Origin of the sequence: Thermosporothrix hazakensis (assembly GCF_003253565.1) — a bacterium.
Classification (GTDB): Bacteria; Chloroflexota; Ktedonobacteria; order Ktedonobacterales; family Ktedonobacteraceae; genus Thermosporothrix; species Thermosporothrix hazakensis.
Genome location: NZ_QKUF01000052.1, coordinates 1 through 21681 on the forward strand (window position 1 = coordinate 1; position 21681 = coordinate 21681).

General features: G+C 53.5%; 19 protein-coding genes. 13 read left to right on the forward strand and 6 right to left on the reverse strand.

Annotated features, from left to right (window positions below; genetic code table 11):
• Nucleotides 1–1095, reverse strand: a 1095-nt coding sequence (locus EI42_RS30450) for an HD domain-containing protein (protein WP_146505465.1), incomplete at its 3' end; no start/stop codon positions are given.
• A gap of 741 nt (nucleotides 1096–1836) precedes the next feature.
• Entirely contained in the window at nucleotides 1837–2154 is a 318-nt protein-coding gene (locus EI42_RS30455) for a zinc-ribbon domain containing protein (protein ID WP_111326545.1), read from the reverse strand.
• Between the two features lie 399 nt (nucleotides 2155–2553).
• Between EI42_RS30455 and tgt the strand changes: the two genes are divergently transcribed.
• The 4 genes from tgt to EI42_RS30475 all read left to right on the forward strand — a co-directional run bounded on the left by tgt (nucleotide 2554) and on the right by EI42_RS30475 (nucleotide 6396).
• The gene (gene tgt, locus EI42_RS30460) at nucleotides 2554–3747 is read left to right on the forward strand and encodes a tRNA guanosine(34) transglycosylase Tgt (protein WP_111326547.1); all 1194 of its coding nucleotides are present in this window, start codon (nucleotides 2554–2556) and stop codon (nucleotides 3745–3747) included.
• Nucleotides 3748–3798: 51 nt separating this feature from the next.
• The gene (locus tag EI42_RS30465) at nucleotides 3799–4635 is read left to right on the forward strand and encodes a lipoate--protein ligase family protein (protein WP_111326549.1); all 837 of its coding nucleotides are present in this window, start codon (nucleotides 3799–3801) and stop codon (nucleotides 4633–4635) included.
• 273 nt (nucleotides 4636–4908) lie between these two features.
• Nucleotides 4909–5583: a GlcG/HbpS family heme-binding protein gene (locus EI42_RS30470; protein WP_111326551.1), complete on the forward strand. Its 675-nt coding sequence runs from the start codon at nucleotides 4909–4911 to the stop codon at nucleotides 5581–5583.
• Between the two features lie 48 nt (nucleotides 5584–5631).
• Nucleotides 5632–6396, forward strand: a complete 765-nt coding sequence (locus EI42_RS30475; protein WP_111326553.1) for a hypothetical protein — start codon at nucleotides 5632–5634, stop codon at nucleotides 6394–6396.
• Nucleotides 6397–6460: 64 nt separating this feature from the next.
• On the opposite strand, the gene EI42_RS30480 is transcribed toward EI42_RS30475, so the two are convergent.
• On the reverse strand, nucleotides 6461–8926 hold the full coding sequence (locus tag EI42_RS30480) for a beta-mannosidase (RefSeq protein ID WP_111326555.1): 2466 nt from the start codon (nucleotides 8924–8926) through the stop codon (nucleotides 6461–6463).
• A 503-nt stretch (nucleotides 8927–9429) separates the two neighbouring features.
• Here EI42_RS30480 and aroF point away from each other — a divergent pair.
• From aroF to EI42_RS30500, 4 genes are all read left to right on the forward strand, one after another.
• The gene (gene aroF / locus EI42_RS30485) at nucleotides 9430–10500 is read left to right on the forward strand and encodes a 3-deoxy-7-phosphoheptulonate synthase (protein WP_111326557.1); all 1071 of its coding nucleotides are present in this window, start codon (nucleotides 9430–9432) and stop codon (nucleotides 10498–10500) included.
• Nucleotides 10501–10803: 303 nt separating this feature from the next.
• Nucleotides 10804–11376 carry an ANTAR domain-containing response regulator gene (locus tag EI42_RS30490; protein WP_111326559.1) on the forward strand — a complete coding sequence of 191 codons (573 nt, stop codon included), beginning with the start codon at nucleotides 10804–10806 and terminating at the stop codon, nucleotides 11374–11376.
• Between the two features lie 70 nt (nucleotides 11377–11446).
• Nucleotides 11447–12403, forward strand: a complete 957-nt coding sequence (locus EI42_RS30495; RefSeq protein WP_111326561.1) for a PSP1 domain-containing protein — start codon at nucleotides 11447–11449, stop codon at nucleotides 12401–12403.
• 38 nt (nucleotides 12404–12441) lie between these two features.
• On the forward strand, nucleotides 12442–13878 hold the full coding sequence (locus tag EI42_RS30500; protein ID WP_111326563.1) for an SPFH domain-containing protein: 1437 nt from the start codon (nucleotides 12442–12444) through the stop codon (nucleotides 13876–13878).
• Nucleotides 13879–14127: 249 nt separating this feature from the next.
• Here EI42_RS30500 and EI42_RS30505 read toward each other — a convergent pair whose 3' ends face one another.
• Nucleotides 14128–14652 (reverse strand): hypothetical protein, encoded by a 525-nt coding sequence (locus EI42_RS30505; protein WP_111326565.1) that lies wholly within the window; start codon nucleotides 14650–14652, stop codon nucleotides 14128–14130.
• Between the two features lie 211 nt (nucleotides 14653–14863).
• Here EI42_RS30505 and mazG point away from each other — a divergent pair, with 211 nt between their 5' ends.
• The 5 genes from mazG (at nucleotide 14864) to EI42_RS30530 (ending at nucleotide 20986) form a co-directional block, all read left to right on the forward strand.
• On the forward strand, nucleotides 14864–16399 hold the full coding sequence (gene mazG, locus EI42_RS30510) for a nucleoside triphosphate pyrophosphohydrolase (RefSeq protein ID WP_111326567.1): 1536 nt from the start codon (nucleotides 14864–14866) through the stop codon (nucleotides 16397–16399).
• The gene (locus EI42_RS30515) at nucleotides 16396–16878 is read left to right on the forward strand and encodes a hypothetical protein (RefSeq protein ID WP_211326428.1); all 483 of its coding nucleotides are present in this window, start codon (nucleotides 16396–16398) and stop codon (nucleotides 16876–16878) included. Before mazG ends, EI42_RS30515 begins: the two co-directional genes overlap by 4 nt.
• Nucleotides 16879–16890: 12 nt before the next feature.
• Nucleotides 16891–18654, forward strand: coding sequence for a DNA polymerase/3'-5' exonuclease PolX (gene polX / locus EI42_RS30520; RefSeq protein ID WP_111326571.1), 1764 nt, complete (start codon nucleotides 16891–16893; stop codon nucleotides 18652–18654).
• Nucleotides 18655–18914: 260 nt separating this feature from the next.
• Nucleotides 18915–19556, forward strand: coding sequence for a 50S ribosomal protein L25 (locus EI42_RS30525; RefSeq protein WP_111326573.1), 642 nt, complete (start codon nucleotides 18915–18917; stop codon nucleotides 19554–19556).
• Nucleotides 19557–19651: 95 nt separating this feature from the next.
• Nucleotides 19652–20986 (forward strand): glycosyltransferase, encoded by a 1335-nt coding sequence (locus tag EI42_RS30530; RefSeq protein ID WP_111326575.1) that lies wholly within the window; start codon nucleotides 19652–19654, stop codon nucleotides 20984–20986.
• 3 nt (nucleotides 20987–20989) lie between these two features.
• On the opposite strand, the gene EI42_RS30535 is transcribed toward EI42_RS30530, so the two are convergent.
• Nucleotides 20990–21196 carry a hypothetical protein gene (locus EI42_RS30535; protein WP_111326577.1) on the reverse strand — a complete coding sequence of 69 codons (207 nt, stop codon included), beginning with the start codon at nucleotides 21194–21196 and terminating at the stop codon, nucleotides 20990–20992.
• Between the two features lie 179 nt (nucleotides 21197–21375).
• On the reverse strand, nucleotides 21376–21681 hold a 306-nt coding region (locus tag EI42_RS30540; protein WP_146505413.1), incomplete at its 5' end, for a zinc ribbon domain-containing protein.

The following is a 21681-nucleotide window of genomic DNA, read 5'->3' on the forward strand; positions in this document are numbered from 1 at the left end:
CAAACAAAAGACGGTTGTATGGAGGGATTGATAGCCGTTGAGTTTGGGGGTAGCAATGAAGTCTTTAATGCGTCCATCTTTGGGCCGCCAGAGCGCGTGAATATGGCCTAATGCAAGATAACATTCGTTATCGGTGTCGACCAGAATCCGGAACGAGACCAGATCATGGAGCTGACTCAGCGGGTTCTCGTTGCTCTGGCGAGGCACATACTCCAGCTTGCGGGAGATACTGGCAAGATGTTTTTGCCAGGCGTGCACCTCTGCATGGATACCCGCACGTTTCATCTCTTCCCGTAAGGTGCGACAGACATCATTGATGTAAGGTAGACGCCGTTTGACCTCCTCTTCCACCTCACGGGCGAGCCGCTGATATTTCTCCGGCTCAAGGTAGCTAAAGGCAAGGTCTTCCAGTTCTGCCTGCACCAGCATCATGCCCAGGCGCCGGGCCAGGGGCGCATAAATCTCGTTGGTTTCACGCGCTTTGTTTTGCTGCTGTGCAGAGGACATCGCGCTCAAGGTGCGCATATTGTGCAGGCGGTCGGCCAGTTTCAACACCACCACACGGGGATCTTCGGCCATTGCCACCAGCATTTTACGTACCGTTTCGGAACGCTGTCTGCGCTTGTCGACGACAGAAAGGGGTACATCTTCCAGTTGCTGCCCCTCAACCAATTTGCGGCCTGCCAGCGCATCAAACTTAGTGACGCCGTCAACGATATTGGCTACCTGGGGACCAAATTGTTCACGCAGATCATCAAGTGTATATTCTGTATCCTCTACAACATCATGAAGCAACGCCGCCATAATGCCTTCTGCGTCAATGCGCATGCCTGCTAGCAGCAGCGCCACCTCAATAGGATGGAGGATGTAGGGCTCGCCCGAGCGGCGAACTACCCCTTTATGTGCCAGATTTGCCAGTTCGTAGGCGTGACGGATCCGCTCCAGATCTTCGGTCGAGAGATATTGCCGTGCTTCGGCAAAGAGGTCATCGATCGTTACTCTGGATTCCACAACCTGCATCGACCGCCTGGGAGCGGTCTGCACAATTTGTTCCTCGTGCGTATCAACAACAATTTTATCAGAATCGGTAGCCATTGGATCAAACAACCCGAAAAACAATTACAGCTTTACATAAACGACGTACTATTCCTCTTTACATAGTATACTGTTCCATATCGTTTTGTCACGTTTATGGGTATTGAAAAGTGACAAACAGGATAAAAGGAAAGAACGCCCCCTCAAGAAAAAGATGTGAATGGTAAAGGCATCTCTTCCGGGTGCCTCGTCTCAAAGAAACCGTCTACAAATCCCATTCAAGACACCCGCAAGAGATGCCTTCCCCTGCGGGAAAACTTTCTTTTTTGTCCGTCAAACGAAAGAATATTCCTCTATTATAAAGAGCCTGTATTCTGTGTCAAGCCAGGCCAAATTCTCTTCTCTCTATCATAACACGAGTCGACTAGACCCCGGAAAAGATAGGGAACCTGAGCACGTGAGCTTTCCATTCTTGATAAACAAGGGACCTCCCGCTTTCCGAAACAGGGTCGTATCTCTGTACCAGAAAGTATACTTAGCTCTTAAACGAATAAACAGAGAAAGCCGTCACGTTTATTCCAGCCACTTTCCCGATTTCCGTTGTCCATAAACGGCCTTCAGAACGGGAAGGAAGATGTAGTAAACAGGCGAAGAGCGGAGGAGAAAGGGATAAGAGAAAAGGACGAGATCAGGAACAGACCCTGACCTCATCCTCCATCATTTCTACGCTTGCGAATGTGATACAGCCGAAATAGCAGCATCGGTCAGGCAAAACATACTCCCTGGTTCCAGGGGAATAGCCTATGCCTCTGCTCGACTGCGAGCTAACCCACGCCTCTCAAAGCATGAACTGCAATAGACAGGGCGATCATGCCTGGGAAGGAAGGGGACCTGTGTTTCAGTACCACAATCGGCACAAATAACCGTATGCATTTCTCGCGGAGCGCGTTCAGTACGAGTGCCACTGCCAGCAGCAGCACGACGGTTGGCACGGCAGGAAGGACAGCGACGAGGCTGGTTTTGTAGACCTTTCTGCTGGTAGAATTCTTGTTCTCCGGCGCTGAACACAAAATCGTTTCCGCATTCAACGCACTTCAAGGTTTTGTCAACGAAGCTCAACTAGGACCTCCTTAAAGTGTCACGAAAATGGTAAACCTCCGGGCCCTTGATTCAGCAGATGCACCAGTGTGTCTATCCCCCTACCAGCGTGGGACTCGTACTCTGGGCGACACCGTTGCGAGACCGCGATGGATACCGAAAAACAGCATACATCATCTTTTCACGTTTTGCAAGTAGTTTTACGGTTAAATGTACCATATGGTCAGTAATTTTATGTATATTTTATACTCGACATTATCCAGCATTACTGCTGCACGCGGCTCATCTCGCATCAAAGCATGTGTTTGTTTCTCGGGCAGGGCTAAAGATTCGCCAATGCTTGACGTTTATGAGACAATAAGGAGAAGGTTAGCGATACCTTTTCTTCTGACAAACCCTTTTTCAGTAGAAGATAGATTGATGTCAACAGTGTTTGAGTTTACAATAGACGCGGAGTGTTCTGAGAGCTGGGCTCGCGCGGGAACGCTTCGCACTCCTCATGGAACCATTCGCACTCCTATCTTTATGCCCGTCGGTACTCAGGCAACGGTGAAGAGTGTCTCACCGGAAGAGCTCAAAGCCGTCGGCGCTCAGATCATCCTTTCAAATACCTATCATCTGATGCTCCGCCCCGGCTCGCAGCTAATTGACACCTTCGGTGGTCTCCATTCCTTTATGCACTGGGATGGACCCATTTTGACCGATAGTGGCGGCTTTCAGGTATGGAGTCTGGGACACTTGCGCAAGCTCAATGAGGATGGGGTGACCTTTAAATCCCATCTGGATGGCTCCTATCACACCCTGACGCCCGAGCGCGTGATGCAGATAGAGGCAGAGATAGGCGCTGATATTATCTTACCACTGGATATTTGTGCACCCTATCCCTGTCCGCCACAGGAAGCCCGCAAAGCAATGGAACAGACACATCGGTGGGAGGAACGAGCCCTGATCGAAAAAGAGCGCCAGCGCCCGGAACAGGCCCTGTTTGGCATCGTACAGGGGGCCTTTGAGCCAGAGCTGCGCAGTGAAAGCGCCCGTATTATCGGCAGCATGCCTTTCACCGGGTTCTCGATTGGTGGGCTTTCAGTTGGCGAGCCAAAGGCCACGATGTGGGAGATGCTGCGCTATGTCACGCCCGAACTGCCACGCGAGAAGCCGCGTCACTTGCTTGGTGTTGGCTCTCCCGAAGATCTGGTGATGGGTGTCGGGCTCGGGATGGACATGTTTGACTGCGTGCTCCCGACGCGCGTCGCCCGCCACGGGGGTCTCTTTACGCGTTCTGGACGCATCAGCATCAAAGCCGCACGCTATCGGACCGCCACCGGGCCAATAGAGGAGGGATGCGACTGTTACACCTGCCGCAATTATAGCGCGGCCTACGTCCATCACCTGCTGCGTGCGGAAGAGCAGTTGTACTATCGTCTGGGAACCATTCATAATCTACGTTTTATGCTTCGTCTGGCCGCTGAACTGCGCGAAGCGATTATCACCGGAAACTACATCGCCTATCGTGATGAGTTCCTGGAACGCTACAAACCCGCCTCAGAAGCAGTTCGTGAACAGCAGCGAGAAAAGTGGAAAGCAGCCGCCCGGGCCCGTCAGGCACAGGGCTAAAACCTGATACCACTTTTGCCCTCTCGGCCATGCGAAAGGATAGAAAGTCATATGCAATCAGCATACCGTTTTATTGATACCGGCACGCATGATGCCATGTTGAACATGGCACTTGATGAAGCCATTCTTCTGCACCATATCGAGGGAAAAGTCCCGCCTACGCTGCGCGTCTTTCGGTGGGATCGCCCCTCTATTTCGCTCGGGCGTTTCCAGAGCATCGAACGCGAGATTTTACAGCACGTTTGCGAGCAGCGAGGCGTTGCACTGGTCCGCCGCCCGACAGGTGGTCGCGCCGTCTATCACCGCGACGAATTTACCTATAGCATCGTGATCGGAAAGCGTGAAGGTGTACCTTCCGGTGTCGTTGCCGCCTATGCCTATCTCTCTCAGGGATTGCTGGCAGCATTGGAGCGGCTTGGCATCCATGCCGAGATCAGTGACGAGCGCGTCCGAAAAAATCCCTCTGCCGCGTGCTTTGCCTCGTCGACGCAGGCGGATCTGACCAGCGGAGGCTTTAAGCTTGTGGGCAGCGCTCAAGTCTGGAAAGACGAATCACTGCTTCAACAGGGCTCACTGCCACTCGATGACCGGGCATCAGAATTCTTTGAGTTGCTTCGCTTCCCCGATGAAGATGCACGCGCCGAGGCGCTGGCTGTCTATCGAACCAAAACAACGCCGCTCCACACCTTTGCACCAGAGGCTACATGGGAACAAGTGGCAGAAGCGTTCTGTATTGGCTTCGGGAAAGCATTACAGGTACCTTTTGAGCCAGGAGATGTAACCGCCTCAGAATGGGAACTGGCACACCAGCTTGTTGAAGAGAAGTACAGCAAGCTCGTCTGGCGTAAGGAGAAGGTTACATTGCTCGGACGCGATACATCAAAATAGCATCTTTAGCCTAAATATACCTCATTGCATGGCATCCTCAGGTGCGGTACAATGAAGCCACACACTTGCACACTTTCTGTGACGCGTCCGGCGGTCAGAAAGGGCAAGGGAGGGAAAGAGAACAGAATCTGTTTTTCGCTTCGTTTACTGCACCTGAAAACCAGTATCCGGGGAGCTGCCCTTTTTCTTACTTTCTTCTTTCGAGCCAGACAAAAAAGAGCTTGAAGAAGCATTATCTTATGTAAAATAAGAAATTTTAAGGAGTTCTAGGCTGTGAGCATTACAATCGACTTGGCCCGCAGAATCATGGAAGCCTGCAAACAACGCGCGCGCGAATTGCGTAGCCCCGTCAGTATCGCGATTGTTGATGCTGGTGGACATCTGGTTCTTTTCGAGCGCATGATGAGCCCCTATGGTTGGGCAACCGGAAATATCAGTATTGCCAAAGCCACAACAGCAGTCATGTTTAACCAGTCGACCCATTCGGTCGCCCAGTGGGCAGCACATATTCCTGGCTTCGCTTCCAGCCTGGCCCAGATGACCGATGGCAATTTCATTCTGGCGGATGGCGGATGGCCCATTCGTGTCAATGGCGCAACCATTGGTGGCATTGGCGTCAGTGGAGGCAATGCCCCGGGCCGTGATGATGATATAGCTCAGGCCGGTCTTGCTGCGCTGGAAGCTGCGCAGCCACCAGTTCCCCAGGTCCCACAGCCCCCACAGCAACAACAACAATATCAGATGCCTCCGGCATACGCGAATCTTCAAGGTCAGGGGCCTGCCGCGTCGATCTACGCTCCCCCTCCGGCCTATACAGCACCACATGCAGGTTATCCGCATGCGGCAGAGCCAATGCGAAGAGAGCAACCGCCACGTGAGCAATACCACGAAGAACAACCGAAAGTACAGGTTTCGCAGGAAAAAAACGAAAGCGAGAACCCACAATAAGCGGAGAGCATACGCTTGAACCGCGAAATGTTCAGGAGAACGAGAACTATGACCCAGGAGTACAAAGTCAGTACCAGACGAAGAAAAGCAAAGCGCCAGCGCGCAGTGATCGTGACTTCGCCTGAGGGCGTGCTTCATTCCGTAGAACCAACACCGGAGGAGAGCACATCAGCAGCCGAGGAGAGTCATGCTGTCGCCGTCCAGACGCTTGAGGCTGATACTGTTGAGGAGTCTCCGGCCCCATCACGTCGCCGCCTCCCCGGCTTCTTCTCAAAGGTCGGAAAAAGTCAGGAGACGCAGCCGGAGGAGATAGCGCGGGCGCGCCTGGCCCGTGCATCACGTAACAAGGCTCAGAAGCACGAGGGGAAGGACACCAAAGAAGAGGAGACAAAGGCGGAGAAGCCGAAAAGCCCATCTAAACCAGCTCCGCTCTTTAAAACTCGCTGGATCCTGGGCCTGCTCATCTATATGCTTGTCGCCAACGTGTTAAGCTACGGCGTCATCACCCTTACCAATGCGCTTGGATGGGAACGCATTCTACTCGAACATCTTTTCGGCCTACCGCTGCGTATCACAACATCAAGCCTGATCTTTATTATCGCTCTTATCGTTCTGCTTGTTGTTCTAGTCAAGTTCGATCTGTTGCCACGCTTCAACACAACATCGAATACAAACCGTGGGAAAAAGCCCTCTTCTAGCAAAGAGAGCTCGACCCCGCGTGTACAGCCAACCATCAAACAGGGAGAAAAGGGCGCTGACGACGATCTCTATATACAGTATCGTCTGCAACAGCGCAAAGAAAAACGCCGCTAAACAGACAGTCAAAGGATGTCCCGCTGCGAGATCACAGGGGACATCCTTTTTTTCTACCTGCAAATTAGAGCTTACGCACGGTAATCTCGGTCTCGTCCAGGCCCTCCGCGACGAGCACCTGAGGATCACCCGGGAAGACATCAAGCATATTATCGCTCCACTTGACGCCATCATTTGCGGTAAGGTAGACACCTTTAGCCGGCCGCTGCGCCTGCACACGCACGGTCTGCTCATCCAGGCGTTCCACCGTGACCCCGGGATCGGGCAACGTCAGATACTTGAAGGGCTCCGGCCAGAGCGACGCGCGCGCCAGCACCTCACCCTGAACGAGTAACCGCACAGCGATCACACAGCTCCCGTTCAGCTCTTGCTCGCTTTCCATCAGCTCGGTTGCCTGATTCGGGAGCAACGTCACCGGGCGCTTCTCCTCGGTTACAAGGATACCATCCAGCTTCCAGACTCGCACCTCAAGTTCAGCATGCTGCTCTGTGCGCAGGCTACTGACCCCCCAGATCGCGACTCGCTTCTGTCCGGCATGAGCGATCCCGAGCGCGAACGGAGCAAGCTCACGGCGAATGGTATAGTAAGACGGTTTGGGCCGGAGCGCATAGTCAACCAGTGCCCAACTCGTTACCGGCCAGCAGTCGTTTAACTGCCACACAAGCGCACCCGCAGTCTCTTCACGCCCTTCACCTCTCCAGAGCCGCCGCCAGCTCCGAATAGCGACCCCGATAGCCTCCGACTGCACGAACTGAGACGCATAGATATACTCTTCCAGTGTGTTTCCGGGAATGCGCAGATTCTGCTGAATATAGCCCGCGATGCGCTCCGGACCATAGAGCCCCTTGTTGTGAAAATCAAGCGTACGGCTCTGCGGATACAGCTCCTCTTTCTCCGCAACCGAAGCCAGCGTGCGCACATCTGGAAATGCCTGCATCCCAAACTCACTGACGAAGCGACCGGCATACTGCGGGTAATTCTGATAGGGCTCCAGCGTCTGCCAGATGCCCCAGGCATGTTTATCACCCTGTGTGGGGTCATCGGGATTGGCTCCGGCATATGGGCTACCGGGCCAGTATGGACGCGTTGGGTCCAGTTTCGCGCACAACTCAGGGAACATCCGCTCATAGAGCACCCGGGCAGGAAACTCGGTCTGTGTAAAGTCACCCTGGAAAGCAGGATCATATTTCCCTTCAGAGGCCGCGAGCTGGTAATCCTCATTATTTCCGGCCCAGATCACAATAGAGGGATGATGACGCAGACGGCGCAGGTTCTCATCGACCTCCTTGCGCACGCTCTCCTGGAACCACTCCGAGGCCGGATAGAGCGCACAGGCAAACATCAGATCCTGCCAGACCAGCAGTCCCATTTCGTCGCAGAGGTCATAGAACACATCCTCCTCGTAAATACCACCACCCCAGACGCGAAGCATATTCATGTTCGCATCGACAGCCAGTTGCAGCCAGCGACGATAGCGCTCCGGTGTCACCCGTGGCAGGAACGAATCAGCCGGAATCCAGTTCGCACCCCCGCAGAAGATGGGCACATTGTTGATCTGAAAGAAGAAGCTGGTGCCAGGCTTCTCGGCCAGAGGACGCTGAATTAATTCCAGACGCCGCAGACCAAGCCGCTGCGAGCGCTCATCATAGACGACATCACCCTTGCACAGTGTTGCCACCACACGATAGAGAGGCTGTTCACCGTAGCCATGCGGCCACCAGAGTTGCGGGTTTTCCAGCGTAAACGTATGTTGCAGTTCGGCCTCTTCGGTCACGGGAAGCGTTGCGGTTGTGACCTGTGAGCCGTCGGGCGCTTCCACCACAAGATGCAGTTCAGCATCAGTCAGCGCGGCAGCAGACTGTACCTGGACGCTCACCGGTACGGTTGCGCTCCGCAGATCGGCCGCCACGTTTGCTGGACAATGCAGCTCGGCGATACGAGCGTCATAGGCTTCCAACCGCACCGGACGCCAGGGACCAGACGTCATAAAGACCGGGCCCCAATCCCAACCATAGTGATACTGCGCCTTGCGCACATACACCCGGCTGGAATCGCCATTCCAGAGCGAGCGCACGCCCTCTTGTGCCTCACGCTCTTTGCCGTGCGGCATAGCAGCTTCAAAGAGAATATGCAATGTGTTGCGTCCAGGGCGTAACAGCTTTGTTACAGGCACACGATACGAGAGGAACATGTTCTCACAGCCGATAATCCTGGTGCCATTGAACCAGACCGTAGCGAAGGTATCCAGTCCATCAAAACAGAGCTCCACCACCTGCGCCTGACGCAGTTCGTCAGGGATCTCAAATTCACAGCGATACAGCCAATCGCAGTCACCAATCCACTGCAATTGCTCTTCATTTGTGCCGGTGAAGGGGTCAGGGATCTGGCCCTGCTGCAAGAGATCCAGATGAACCACGCCCGGCACGCTTGCGGAGAGCCACCCATCCAGGCTGGTAAAATCATCAATCAACGAGAGCGAAGCATTTCTTTGTTTGAGCTGCCACCCCTCGGAAAGTCGTACTTGCTTCATCAGTGAATATCCACCCACAATCTTTACAAAAGTGAACGCTCTGACACGTTTTCTCTGCTTGCAAAAAAGCAGTCAACCCCTCTCCATGTTCCCTCTCACCCGCGCGAGCGCTTCCCTTCCATTATCTTAAAGATCGTGCAATGAGGCAAGCAAGAAAAAAAAGAAATACCCCTCAACTGGCTATTCCCCCCCTTTAGGCTTGACATTCCTTGCATTACCCCCTTATAATTGCTACAGAATCACAAAAAGGTATCGGCGAATACGCCGAAGAAGCAAGATTAGAGAAGAAAGCATAAAACGGTAAGAACGATGCTCAGCCAGAACCAGAGAAATGACAACACACAGTTTTACTTTTATTACTGGTTTAGCCCTCCAGCATGATGGTGGGCTCTTTGAGCTGAGCACAAAAAACGCTATCATGCTGGAAGCAGAGGAAAAAAAACCTCTGCTTTTTTGTTTACCTGAAATTGTCGTACCAAAGATACAAAGAGAGGATGCGAACCATGATCATCACCATCAACAGCCAGGCCAGCAGTCAGGATCGCGCACAATTGATGTCGTTGTTGAATCGATTAGCAGATAGTATGTTACCTGCTGTCTGTACCAGTATGGGCAGTCGTGAGGTCCTTGTGATCGAGAACAAAGCGATTGACCCCGAAGCGCAGCAGATCCTCCTCCAACATCCCGCCGTTGAAAAGCTTACCCCCGTCAAAACTCCTTACCAGTTAGTGAGCCGAACATTCCAGCAAGAGACCAGTAGCATCACCATTGGCAACTCACGTTCCAGCACGCCGGTTACAGTCGGTGGTACAACATCTGTACCGGTCATCATGGCGGGACCGTGCTCGGTTGAAAATCGTGAACAGATCCTGCGGATCGCTCGCGAAGTGAAGGAGGCTGGCGGTCAGGTCTTGCGTGGCGGAGCTTTCAAACCGCGCACCTCTCCATACCAGTTCCAGGGTCTGGGTGTAGAGGGGCTGCGCCTGCTCGCAGAGGCACGCGAAGAGACAGGACTTCCCGTTATCACTGAAGTTATGGACATCGCAATGCTCGACACGGTTGCAGAATACACCGATGTGCTTCAGATCGGCGCGCGCAATATGCAGAACTATGCCCTGCTTCAGGCGGTCGGTCGCCACAGCAAAAAGCTCCCGGTGCTCCTGAAGCGTGGTCTTTCTGCGACCATTGAGGAATGGTTACTCGCAGCCGAATACATCGTTGCTTCAGGCAACCCGAACGTGATGCTATGTGAGCGTGGCATTCGGAGCTACGATACCCAGACGCGCAATGTCCTTGATCTCACCTGCGTTCCTCTCCTGCAAGAACTTACACATCTGCCTGTGATTATCGATCCAAGCCATGCAACGGGCAAGCGCGAACTGGTCCCCGCGATGTCTCGTGCGAGTATCGCCGCTGGCGCTCATGGCCTGATTATTGAGACGCACTATGATCCAGCAAAGGCCATTTCCGATGCGCGTCAAACTATCAGTACCGAACAGTTGCGCCAGATCTCACGTGAAGCCCGCGAACTTGCTCATATCCTGAGAGGAGATGCCGTTCTCGACGTTGCCTGATCTGTCCCTGACTGACAGCGCTGGAATCATAGCCGAGTCTGGATGCAGCCTGTTCCGGAAAACAAGGTTCGTAGCGTCCTCTTGAGTTATCCGGTGCTCGCTTTCTAATGGAAGAGCTAAAACTGCGATGTGCAGCGCAGGATACAACGCTCACGAGCCTATTTTTAAGAGACAAGCTGTTTGCCTATCGACTCATTCGAACAGGTTATGATATACTCTATTACTAATAGAGAGGGGATTCATAACTGTTATCTATCTAATGAGTCTCGGTGGATGATACCAAGGCTGTAACGAGGTGACCTTATGCCAATTAGAATTATTATCGCTGACGACGAAGCTATTCAGCGCATGGACCTGAAAGATGTGCTGACCAAGCAGAATTATCTGGTAGTCGGCGAGGCCGGTGACGGTCAGAGTGCTGTCAATCTGGCACGTGAACTACGACCAGATCTGGTTATTATGGATATTCGCATGCCTGATATGGATGGCATTGCCGCCGCCGAAATTCTCACACAAGAGAAAATTGCACCGGTGCTGCTGCTCACGGCCTTTGGCGATCAACCCCTTGTTGACCGCGCCAAAGAAGCAGGCGTCGTGAACTATATTGTCAAGCCATTGCGTGAGAGCGAGGTTGCTCCTGCGATTGAAATTGCCCTTGCTCGCTACAACGAGTTCCGGGCAATGGAAGAGAAAGCACGAAGTTTGAGCGAGACCCTGGAAACCCGCAAGATTGTTGAACGCGCCAAAGGGCTGCTGATGGAGAAACAGGGACTTACTGAACAGGAAGCTTTCCGCAAAATCCAGAAGGCCAGCATGAACAATCGCAAATCAATGCGCGAAGTGGCAGAAGCAATTCTTCTCACAAACGATATGTAAGAGCGAGGAGAGGGATGCAGCAACGCGGCTGCATCCTTTCTTAGCCTAGAAGCTAGGTAAAGAGTGGCCGATGAATCTGGCGACGAATACAGGGATTGAGACACATAATTACGTTGTTGTTGTTGGCATTCGCTTTCGACCGGCAGGCCGAATCTACTATTTTGATCCGCAGGGACAGACTTTCAACAATGGACAATATGTGATTGTCGAAACTGTGCGCGGCATCGAAGCGGCACGCGTGGTAATCGCCTCAAAGAAGATCCCTGAGAGCGACCTGACCGAGCCTCTCAAGCCGGTACAACGTCTGGCAACCGAAGATGAGCTCCGCATGATGCTTTCTTTTAAGAGCAAAGAAAAGGAAGCAATGGTACGCTGTGCCGAACGCATCGCTCAACATCGCTTACCCATGAAGCTGGTCGAAGCCGAGTACACCTTCGATGGCAGCCGCCTGACCTTCTACTTCACCGCTGATGAACGCGTTGACTTCCGCGGCCTTGTTCGTGACCTCGCCGCAACCTTCCGCACCCGCATTGAACTCAGACAGATCGGCGCTCGCGATCAGGCAAAGCTTCAAGGCGGTATTGGCCCCTGCGGCAAAACGCTCTGCTGTAGCTCCTGGATCACCGACTTTGGTATCGTCTCCATCAAGATGGCAAAAGAACAAGGACTTCCCCTCAATCCAACGAAAATCTCCGGTGTCTGTGGCCGCCTGATGTGCTGCCTTGCCTACGAAAACGACAACTATATTCAGGCCAAGCAACAGATGCCCCAAATCGGCACCATGCTCGATACTCCAAGCGGCCCCGGCAAGGTCGTTTCGGTCAATGTGCCAAAAAATTCGGTTGAAGTCATGCTGGAAAGCGGTGTGACCATTCAAGTTCCCGTAGATGAACAGTCCTCTTCTCAGAAAAGCTGTGCTTGCGGAAAATCAAGCTGTACCTGTGGCGGCGGTGGGTGTTGCAGTGCAAAAGGAGGCGGCGGAGGTTGCGGTACATGTGGTATAAAAAAGAAGATGCAGAAAGCTTGAGTCCCTGGCAATGAGACATGAGGAAGGTGTGAGTTCCTATGCCTACAGACGGGAAAGGCCCGGGCCAGCCGTGGTCCCGGGACGATCAGCATTATGAGCAAGAGTTCCTTGAGGAGGAAATACCTCACTCCCAGGACTTTACCACAGATGATGGAGAGGAATACAATGGATATGAAGAAGAGGGTGAGCCGGTAGAACCTGCCTCCGCCTCTCTTCGGTCTACCCTGACCTATTACGGGAGCCTGATCGGACTTCCCCTCCTCTTTGGTGGCCTCACCGCTCTCTTCGTTTTACCTGCTATCGCCAATCGCACGGCCTGGTTTCCGGCAAGCGCTTTCTGGCCGATTGCCATTCTCCTGATTATCCTGGCGCTGGTCCAGGGAACTATCATCTACTATCTGGGAACCCAGAACGGCCTCTGGATGCTTGTCAGCCTGGTCGGCCTGTTTGTCTTTGCCTTCGTGGGCTGCTTTACCCTCTATGGGCCAATTATCGGCATCGTGGCCCTTGTGCTGATGCTGGCCATCTGTGTCCTGCTGGCTCGCCGAACCTTTCACCAGATCCCGGATGGTTATGTTGCAGTCGTGTATGTCTCAGGGAAATATCACCACACGCTCTATCCTGGACTCCATTTTGTGCCTCCCTGGGAAAAAATCACGCACGAGCTCAGCACCGGCGAAAAGCAGTGGATCAGCCCTGTACAGCGGGTCCAGGTCTCACGCGATGAGGATCTGATTCTCCGGGCGACCATTTCCTATCAGCTTCTCCCTGAAGATGCCTACCTAGCCGTGACGCAGGTCTCCAACTGGGAGCATAGCCTGCGAGAGCTCTTTGTTGTCGAGCTTCAGCAGATAGGCACCACCTTTAGCCCTGCGGACTTCATTGTTTGGCCGGAAGGGCTGACAGGCGAGCCTGTCTTGAATCCGCAGGTCGATGACTTCACCTCTAATGCCCGTTGGGAGCGCGTCAATGCTTACCTCTATCAGCGTATGGTCGAGCGAGTCGCTCTGTGGGGGGTACAGATCAACTGGATTACCATTCGAGATGTGTCTATCGTACCGCGTGGCCTCTATGTCGTCGATAGCGATCCAATTGAGGGAGCAACACCAGTGGACCCAGAAGCAGCCAGAGAGACAACCCTTGAACAAGCGGCAGTGCTTCCACAGTCTGCCACCTCACCCTCAGTGCAACAGCTCAAGGAGGGAGTCCTGATCAAGGCGTATCGACTGATCCAGGACGAGAAGATCACCGATCCCCACACCATTCGTTCCATCGCTGAGAAGTTTGACTTCATCGCACATACTCCTGAGCTTGAACAAACGATGAGCTTTGATCCAGCTAGAGCCGCGCACAACCTATATGAGCAGGCGCGCCGTAACGAAGAGCGGCAGCGAATGAAACAATATGGCTCCGAGACACAGGCCAACTGGATCATACGCGATCCAACCGATGAGAATATGATGGCTGGCGGGTGAGGAGGCCAAAATCAACGAATCGTGGCATAATACAAGGGAGGGAAAAAAGAGCCTTCTTCTTTTCCCTCCCTTCATCGGTCCGGAATGCATCATGAAATACGGGAAAAGGCGTTGTTCGGTAAGCACGCTACCCGACAACACCGCTATAATGCTTCAAGGCACAACAGGGAAAAAGTAAAAAATTGGAGCTTATCGGTACAAGACTCCCGTTCATCTGTTCTTTTCAAGGACATTGCTTGAACAGTAATACTATGCCTGCCGTGCAGTTGCCGCCATTTCCTGACGCGCTTCCAATTCATCGTATGCGCGGATGCGAACCAGCTCTGCATCATTCAGAACATGGCCGTTGCTCGGATCAAAAACGACGTTATCCCGTGCGCAGTAGTACAGGCTGTTCCAGCGCTCCATAGCCTTATCCCAGGCCGGAAAACGCAGGGCTGCTTCGTTATCGCCCTTCACCACACGCTGGAAGGCGATATAAGAAAGCACCAATGCAAGCACGGTAACAGCGAGCGTGAGACCCACCAGTATAACAGCGATGGTCGGGTCAAGATGCGCTTCCATACCTCCAAGCAAGACGATAATCAGGAACACACAGATAGCAACGAGCACCACGCTAATAGCGATGGGTTTGAACATCGGCACATTACGCGTTGGCATGTCGGGAGGCGCACAACGAGTAACACCAGAATCGTATGCTGCCTGCATCGTCTTAACTTTATCTGCCTGGTTGCACTCAGGACAGGTTGGTTTTTGGCTTTGTGCGGACGCCATACGTATTAGTCCCTCCTTAGGGCTACCCGTAAAAGAGCGGGCAACACTCATGATATTCTTTCATTACAAAGCATAACACGTCGCTAAGGTTGTGACAATGCCAATTCACGAGGCTGAGTCCATTTGACATACTGCTACGCAGCCTAATACACTCAAGAACAAGAAAAATTAAAACGTGCTTTCTACGAAGGAGAGTTTTCAAGCCAATCTTATGAATACACCGATGCTGACTATCCTGGGCTTAGGCCCGGGTTCCATATATGATCTTACTGTTCAGGCGCACACCCTGCTCACACAAGCCGCCGAACAACAGCAGATCGTCTACTTCCGAACCACCTTGCACCCTGCCGCCGCAGCCCTCAAGCAAGAGCTCCCGGAGCTGCAAATCAGGTCTTTTGACCACCTCTACGATGAGTCAGACACCTGGGATACACTCTATGAGCGCATCGCTTCCGAGGTCTGCCAGCTTGCGGCACAACAACCCATTATCTACGCAGTGCCCGGTCATCCACTGATCGGAGAGTCCTCAGTACAACTGCTCGTACAACAGGCCCGTGAACGCGGAATCACTACCCGGATCGTCGCCGGCCTCTCTCTGCTTGAGCCGGTCTGTGAACTCCTTTCACTTGATCCCTATGACCGCGGTCTTCAGATTCTGGAAGCTACACGTCTCGCCGCTCTGGAAAGTAACGAGATTGCGGGCGCTCTCATTCCAACCGCCCCTCTGCTGATCCCGCAGATCTACAACCGCCGCCTTGCCAGTGATATCAAGCTAGTCCTGGGCGAGCTCTACCCGGATGAGTGGCCGGTCCGCCTGGTTCGCCTCGCGGGACTCAGTGCAAACGAGGAGCCGGTCCTTGAAATCCCGCTCTATGAGCTGGACCGTACCAACGTTACCAATCACCTCTGTACGCTCTATGTCCCGCCCGTCGATGAGCTTACCTCGCTCCGCCTGCCCGAAACCCTGCGCTCTATTACCATGCGCCTGCGTCGTGATCCAGACGGCTGCCCCTGGGACCGCGAGCAAACACACCAGAGCCTGACTCGCTATGTCATCGAAGAAACGTATGAAGTGGTAGAGGCGCTGGAAGAAAATGACATGGAAAAGTTGGCCGAAGAGCTTGGTGACCTGCTTCTACAGGTCTATCTCCACGCCGAAATAGCACGGCAGGAAGGCGACTTCTCGCTTGGCGATGTCTATGAACAGATCAACGCGAAGATGATCCGTCGTCATCCCCACGTCTTCGGCACTGCCGAGGCCGAGACAGCCGGGCAGGTCGCTCTGAACTGGGAAGAGATCAAAAAAGCGGAGAAGCGTCAGGCGGGCATTCAGCCTGAAGAAACAGGGCTCCTTGATGGTGTTCCGCAGGGCATGCCCGCGACTATGATCGCTCAGAAATACCAGAAACGGGCCATGCGCGCTGGTTTCCGCTATGATCAAGTGGACGAGATCATCACCAAGCTAGGAACAGAGCTTGAGGAGTTCCGCCAGGCCAACACAGCAGAAGAGCGGCTTGATGAGCTCGGTGATATCCTCTTTGTCGTTGTCTTGCTCGCAAGCTGGTTCAAACTGGATGCAGAGGAGGCCCTGCGCCACGCAAACCGAAAATTCAAACAGCGTTTTCAGAGCATGGAACGCCTCGCACGCGAGGAGGGACGCGACTTCTCTTCCTATACCTCCGCCGAGTGGCTGGAACGCTGGCAACGCGCCAAAACAGATGAAACCCACAAAAGTGACCTTGTGTGAGAATAGAAAGAATGCGCAATGAATTACTGAACTGGTTCGCACGGGAAAAGCTCCTATTGACCGATGTCCTGACCTCCGGCGACGATCCCGAACACGACGAGATCAAAATCACGGTCAAGCCGCCGCTGGTCGCTCTGAGTCGGGCAGATAGCGACTTTCGCGAATGCCCGGATCCCGTCGACTTCGGCTATCCGCCCGATTGTCTGGACTATATGACGCTGGACGATATGCACGCATTCGTTCTGTCCTGGTATGAGAAAGCAGTTGAAGCTGGATTGGTGAAATGCTTTGTCTGCAATAAGATACTGGATATGGGAGACGAGAAACCGTGGGATGCCGTTTTTGTCTCCAATCCTATGTATTGCTGGCTCCTCGTCCACTTCGATTGTAAGCGCTATCTCAATCGTGACCTGCGCGGGCGTCATCCTTTTGAGGTCTCTTCCGCACGGCCAGAATACTTTGACTTCTTTTTAGATTGAAAGAAGGTTGTTATGGACAAAGCACAGATCGCCAGGATGCTTGAGGAAATCGGTGTCCTGTTATCTTTAAAAGAAGACAGCAATGTCTATGAGCAGCGGGCCTATGAAAACGCGACCCGGGCGCTCAATGGGCTGGACGGCGATATTGAGCAGCTTGTGAAGGATAAGAAGCTCAAGGGCACTCCCGGCCTGGGACCAACGATCATCAAGCGTATCGAGGAAGCGATCAATACAGGCACCATTTCGTTTCTTGACGAACTGCGCGCACAAACCCCCGCCATCAAGCTTCAGATGCTCCGCTTGCCCGGCATTGGCCCGAAAAAGATCAACGCGATCTACGACCATCTGAAGGTTACCAGTATGGCCGAGCTGGAACAGGCCTGCAAGGAGAACAAAGTTGCTCACCTGCCAGGCTTTGGCAAAAAGACACAGGATAAGATCCTTGAGGGCATTGACTTCCTCAGTAAACATACTGAGCGCCACCGCATCAATGTCGCAGAACACGAGGCCGAACAGATCCGCGCCGCGCTGGCCACGCTTTCTGAAGTCGTCCGGTTAGAAGTTGCAGGCAGCCTGCGTCGTCGCCGCGAGACCGTGAAGGATATCGATATTGTGCTGAGCGTTGCCGATAACGCCGATGACGCAATACGCATGAAGATCATGGATTTCTTCACCTCGCAGCCCTCGGTCGCAACCATTACAGGCAAGGGCACGACCAAGTCCAGCGTTGTCTTACACAGCGGTATCGCGGTTGACCTGCGCGTCGTTACTGACAGCCACTTCCCATATACGCTGCACCATTTCACCGGCTCACGCGAACATCACATTCCGCTGCGCCGTCGTGCGCAGAACATGCAGATGACGATCAACGATTACGGCCTGTTCAAGATCGTAGAAGGAAAAGAGGAGCTGGTCCCCTGCCAGACTGAAGCTGACATGTACGCGGCACTTGATATGCAGTACGTTCCGCCTGAGCTCCGTGAGGACATGGGAGAGATTGAGGCCGCGACCCGGTACGCGCTCCCCGACCTCATCACTGAACACGATCTACAGGGCATCATTCACGCCCATACCACCTATAGCGATGGCAAGAATACGCTTAAGGAGATGGCTGAAGCCTGTATTGAGCGCGGCTATTCCTATATCGGGATTACTGATCATAGCAAAGCTGCGGCCTATGCGGGCGGCCTGACCCTCCAGGAATTGGAAGAGCAATGGGCTGAGATCGACCGCCTGAACGCCGAATATGCCGGGCGTTTTCGTATCCTGAAAGGCACCGAGTGCGATATCCTGCGCGATGGGTCACTTGACTATGATGATGAGATTCTGGCCCGCTTCGACTTCGTTATCGCCTCCATCCATAGCAACTTTCAATTATCCGAGACCGAGCAAACACAGCGCATGATCCGCGCCATTGAGAACCCCTATGTCAACATTATCGGACACCCGACCGGGCGCATTCTCCTCGAACGTGCGGGCTATGCAATCAATCTGGAAGCGGTCATCGACGCAGCCGCCGAGCACGGGGTCTGCATCGAGATTAACGCCAACCCGGCCAGGCTCGACCTCGACTGGCGCTATGTGCATCGTGCTCGCGACAAGGGTATCAAGGTTCCAATTGGCCCCGATGCCCACACTCTTGCAGGGTTAGATGATATGCGCTATGGTATAGGTGTTGCACGCAAAGGCTGGTTACGCGCAAGCGATGTACCAAATACAATGGATGCAGAAACACTTTTACGCTTCTTTCAAGAGAGAAGGAATAAAAAGAAGTAATCACGCTTCAATTTGGTTCGCCAACCCGGAGAGTCACTTTCAGGAAGGGGTATGCCTTCCTGAAAGGCCTCGACTGGACACAGTATCTCAGCCTGAGAAGCGGTCTGGGTGACCTTCGCATTCGAGGCGCGGTGTATCGAAATAGCTCCGCCTCTCGTATATCAAACAAGGGCTGCTTATCAGGCCTGACTACAAGGACCTTCAGCAGTCGGTGAGCAGGGAAGCCTTGAAAGTGAGCAACTCGAAAGGAGATATGGTCTATGGCGAAACAGGTAGAACTGCAAGTTGTGCCGCGTGAGGTACAGGGGAAAGCAACGAAGCGATTACGCGCAAAGGGGATTATCCCTGCAAACCTCTGTGGCCACAAGCAGATATCCAGACCGATCCAATTCGATGAAGTACAGTTTGAGCGCCTGCGCAAAAAGCACGGGACCAAGAGTATTTACGCCCTGCGCCTCCCTGATGGGAAAGTGCAGACCGCATTGATTAAGGAAGTACAATACGATCCCGTGTCCAGTCACCTCCTCCATGTGGAGTTCTCGCGTGTGGACATGGAAGAGATGATCTCAGTGAAGATACCGCTGCACTTTGTTGGTGAATCTCCAGCGGTGAAGAATCTCAAGGCGGTGCCTCTCCATCTTGTCGACGAGCTCAGCGTCAAATGTCGCGCCACTGATATTGTGCCTGCGATTGACGTCGATATCAGCGTTCTGGAGAACATTGACGACGTCATTTACGCGAAAGATATCAAGCTTCCCCAGGGCATTGAGCTGGAGATTGACCCGGAGGAGCCCATTGCGAAAGCCGCTGCACCTAAGGTTGAGCTGCCTGAGATCGAGCCTGAGAGCACAGAAGCCGCGTCACCAACTCCTGTTTCTGAAGAGACCGGTGAGGCTTCGTAAGCTTATGCTCCCGCAACACCAGAAGCAATTTTCTGGTGTTGCCGCCTGAGAAGGCCGAAGGAATCGGGGAGAGGACAGAAGGAGCAATCAAGGCCATGCGTATTATGCTTGTTACAGATCAATATCCCCCGATGGTCGGAGGTGTTCCGACCGTCGTACATGGTCTTGCGGTAGATTTTGCCAACCGTGGTCACCAGGTCTGGGTTGTTGCTCCCAGCTCTGGCGCTCGCGATGTGCGCCGCATTGAGCAGAAAGTGCGGGTCTATCGCTTTGCCTCCTTCGACTGGCCCACGTACGAGGGGCTGCGCATTCCTTTCCTCCCGATTCTCCCGGTACGCAAACTACTGAAGAAAAGCGATCCAGATATTATCCATATTCATTCCCCGGTTGTGATGGGCAATATTGCCCAGATTCTGGCGGGTGGCTTGCGCAAGCCGGTTATTGCCACAAATCACTATCTCCCGATCAATATGAGCCGTTCGCTGAGTGGTGATACATTGATCGGTAAACACTTCAGCAATATCTCATACTCTTATCTGGTCTCCTTCTGTAACCGCTGTGAGTATGTGACAGCGCCAACCCAGACGGCTCTGAATCTGCTCTATGAGCATGGATTGCGCGCGCCGGCCCGAGCCATCTCCAATGGCATCGATCTCAAGCGGTTCACGCCCGGTCCCGCCGACCCTGCTATATTGCAACGCTTCAATCTACCGGTAGATCAGCCCCTGATTCTGCATGTCAACCGCCTGAGTGAAGAGAAGCGCATTGATGTGCTGATTCGCGCGGTTGCCAGAATGCAAGAGCGGGCACATGTTGCTCTGGTCAGCACTGGCCCGGCAGAGGCAGATCTTCGCGCCCTGGTCGCCAGCCTGAACCTGAACGACCGCATCAGCTTCCTGGGCTTTGTCCCCGATGATGAACTACTGACGCTCCGACGCACCGCAACCCTCTTCACCATTCCATCAGAGGCCGACTTGCAAAGTCTGGCAACAATGGAAGCAATGGCCTGTGGGCTCCCGGTAGTTGCGGCACGCTCCTACGCCCTGCCAGAGCTGGTTCACCACGAAGAAAATGGCTACCTGTTTGAGCCGGGCAATAGCGAAGAGATGGCCGCCCAGATGGATCGCATCCTCAGGGACGAGCCGCTACGACAACGCATGGGACAAAATAGCTTGAAGATTATCGCCCGACACGACCGCCAGGCTATTCTTGAGGAATGGGAACATCTCTATCGACGACTGGCAATCGAGTTTCAAGAGGCCAAAGAACGCAAACAACAACTTCGGGTAATGCGGAAATATCGCGCACGCTACGCATCCGATGTTCCGCTTTCACGCATGCGCCGTACCGGGGATCTCTCGCTTGAGCGGCCGCCCGGAAATCTCCTTTCCTGGTTAGGGACAGAAGAGAAGCAACAAGAGGACCTCTAGCTCTTACCAACGACGACGCAACAGGCGCGCAATAGCACGTTCTATATCCCAACGTATTTGTGTGGCGTGATACTTTATCCAGGCGAGCAGCAGCGCCCAGAGGGAAGGCGGAGGCTCGGGCAAACGTCGTCGCCTCTTTTCATCACTGTAGACGTACACAGGAGCCAGCGTGCGAGACGAATGCGGAGCAAAGAGCTGGCGTAGACGCATATTGTACTTCCTTTTGACTTCTGTATATGGCTCTCTTTCTCGCTCATAGTATATCACTTTTCGTGCTCGGCGAACGCCTTTTCCTGAGGCTCGAACCGGACAGGAAAGTGCCGAACATGCAAGATTATGCTTGACACTTATCTGACACTCCCCTGGCTAAAGCACAGGGGGTTCTTCTTTCAGCGACCCGACTTGCCACGTCTCCGTTTGGAGGACGCAGGAGCGGCCAGGTCTCCAGAAGCGTTTCGCGAGTCGAGCTCGCGGGTTCCCGTATGCCCTACGGTACCGTTTGAAACGTATTGGAGTGCGCGCATCAGGATATTCAACGCGGCATTATGATCACGATCCAGAACGACACCACAACCAGTACAGATGTGTGTGCGAACAGAAAGAGACTTCTTCACTGTTGTACCGCATGCAGAACAATTCTGGCTGGTGTATTGAGGTGGAACTGCAACCACAGGGATAGCATGCAGAGCCCCGTA

What these genes read in the sequence shown, in the direction of transcription:
- aroF (WP_111326557.1), top strand. Translation starts at nt 9,430, where the DNA reads ATGATCATCACCATCAACAGCCAGGCCAGCAGTCAGGATCGCGCACAA.
- EI42_RS30535 (WP_111326577.1), bottom strand. Translation starts at nt 21,196, where the DNA reads ATGCGTCTACGCCAGCTCTTTGCTCCGCATTCGTCTCGCACGCTGGCT.
- EI42_RS30475 (WP_111326553.1), top strand. Translation starts at nt 5,632, where the DNA reads ATGACCCAGGAGTACAAAGTCAGTACCAGACGAAGAAAAGCAAAGCGC.
- tgt (WP_111326547.1), top strand. Translation starts at nt 2,554, where the DNA reads ATGTCAACAGTGTTTGAGTTTACAATAGACGCGGAGTGTTCTGAGAGC.
- EI42_RS30505 (WP_111326565.1), bottom strand. Translation starts at nt 14,652, where the DNA reads ATGGCGTCCGCACAAAGCCAAAAACCAACCTGTCCTGAGTGCAACCAG.
- EI42_RS30530 (WP_111326575.1), top strand. Translation starts at nt 19,652, where the DNA reads ATGCGTATTATGCTTGTTACAGATCAATATCCCCCGATGGTCGGAGGT.
- EI42_RS30465 (WP_111326549.1), top strand. Translation starts at nt 3,799, where the DNA reads ATGCAATCAGCATACCGTTTTATTGATACCGGCACGCATGATGCCATG.
- mazG (WP_111326567.1), top strand. Translation starts at nt 14,864, where the DNA reads ATGAATACACCGATGCTGACTATCCTGGGCTTAGGCCCGGGTTCCATA.
- EI42_RS30500 (WP_111326563.1), top strand. Translation starts at nt 12,442, where the DNA reads ATGCCTACAGACGGGAAAGGCCCGGGCCAGCCGTGGTCCCGGGACGAT.
- polX (WP_111326571.1), top strand. Translation starts at nt 16,891, where the DNA reads ATGGACAAAGCACAGATCGCCAGGATGCTTGAGGAAATCGGTGTCCTG.
- EI42_RS30495 (WP_111326561.1), top strand. Translation starts at nt 11,447, where the DNA reads ATGAATCTGGCGACGAATACAGGGATTGAGACACATAATTACGTTGTT.
- EI42_RS30525 (WP_111326573.1), top strand. Translation starts at nt 18,915, where the DNA reads ATGGCGAAACAGGTAGAACTGCAAGTTGTGCCGCGTGAGGTACAGGGG.
- EI42_RS30490 (WP_111326559.1), top strand. Translation starts at nt 10,804, where the DNA reads ATGCCAATTAGAATTATTATCGCTGACGACGAAGCTATTCAGCGCATG.
- EI42_RS30480 (WP_111326555.1), bottom strand. Translation starts at nt 8,926, where the DNA reads ATGAAGCAAGTACGACTTTCCGAGGGGTGGCAGCTCAAACAAAGAAAT.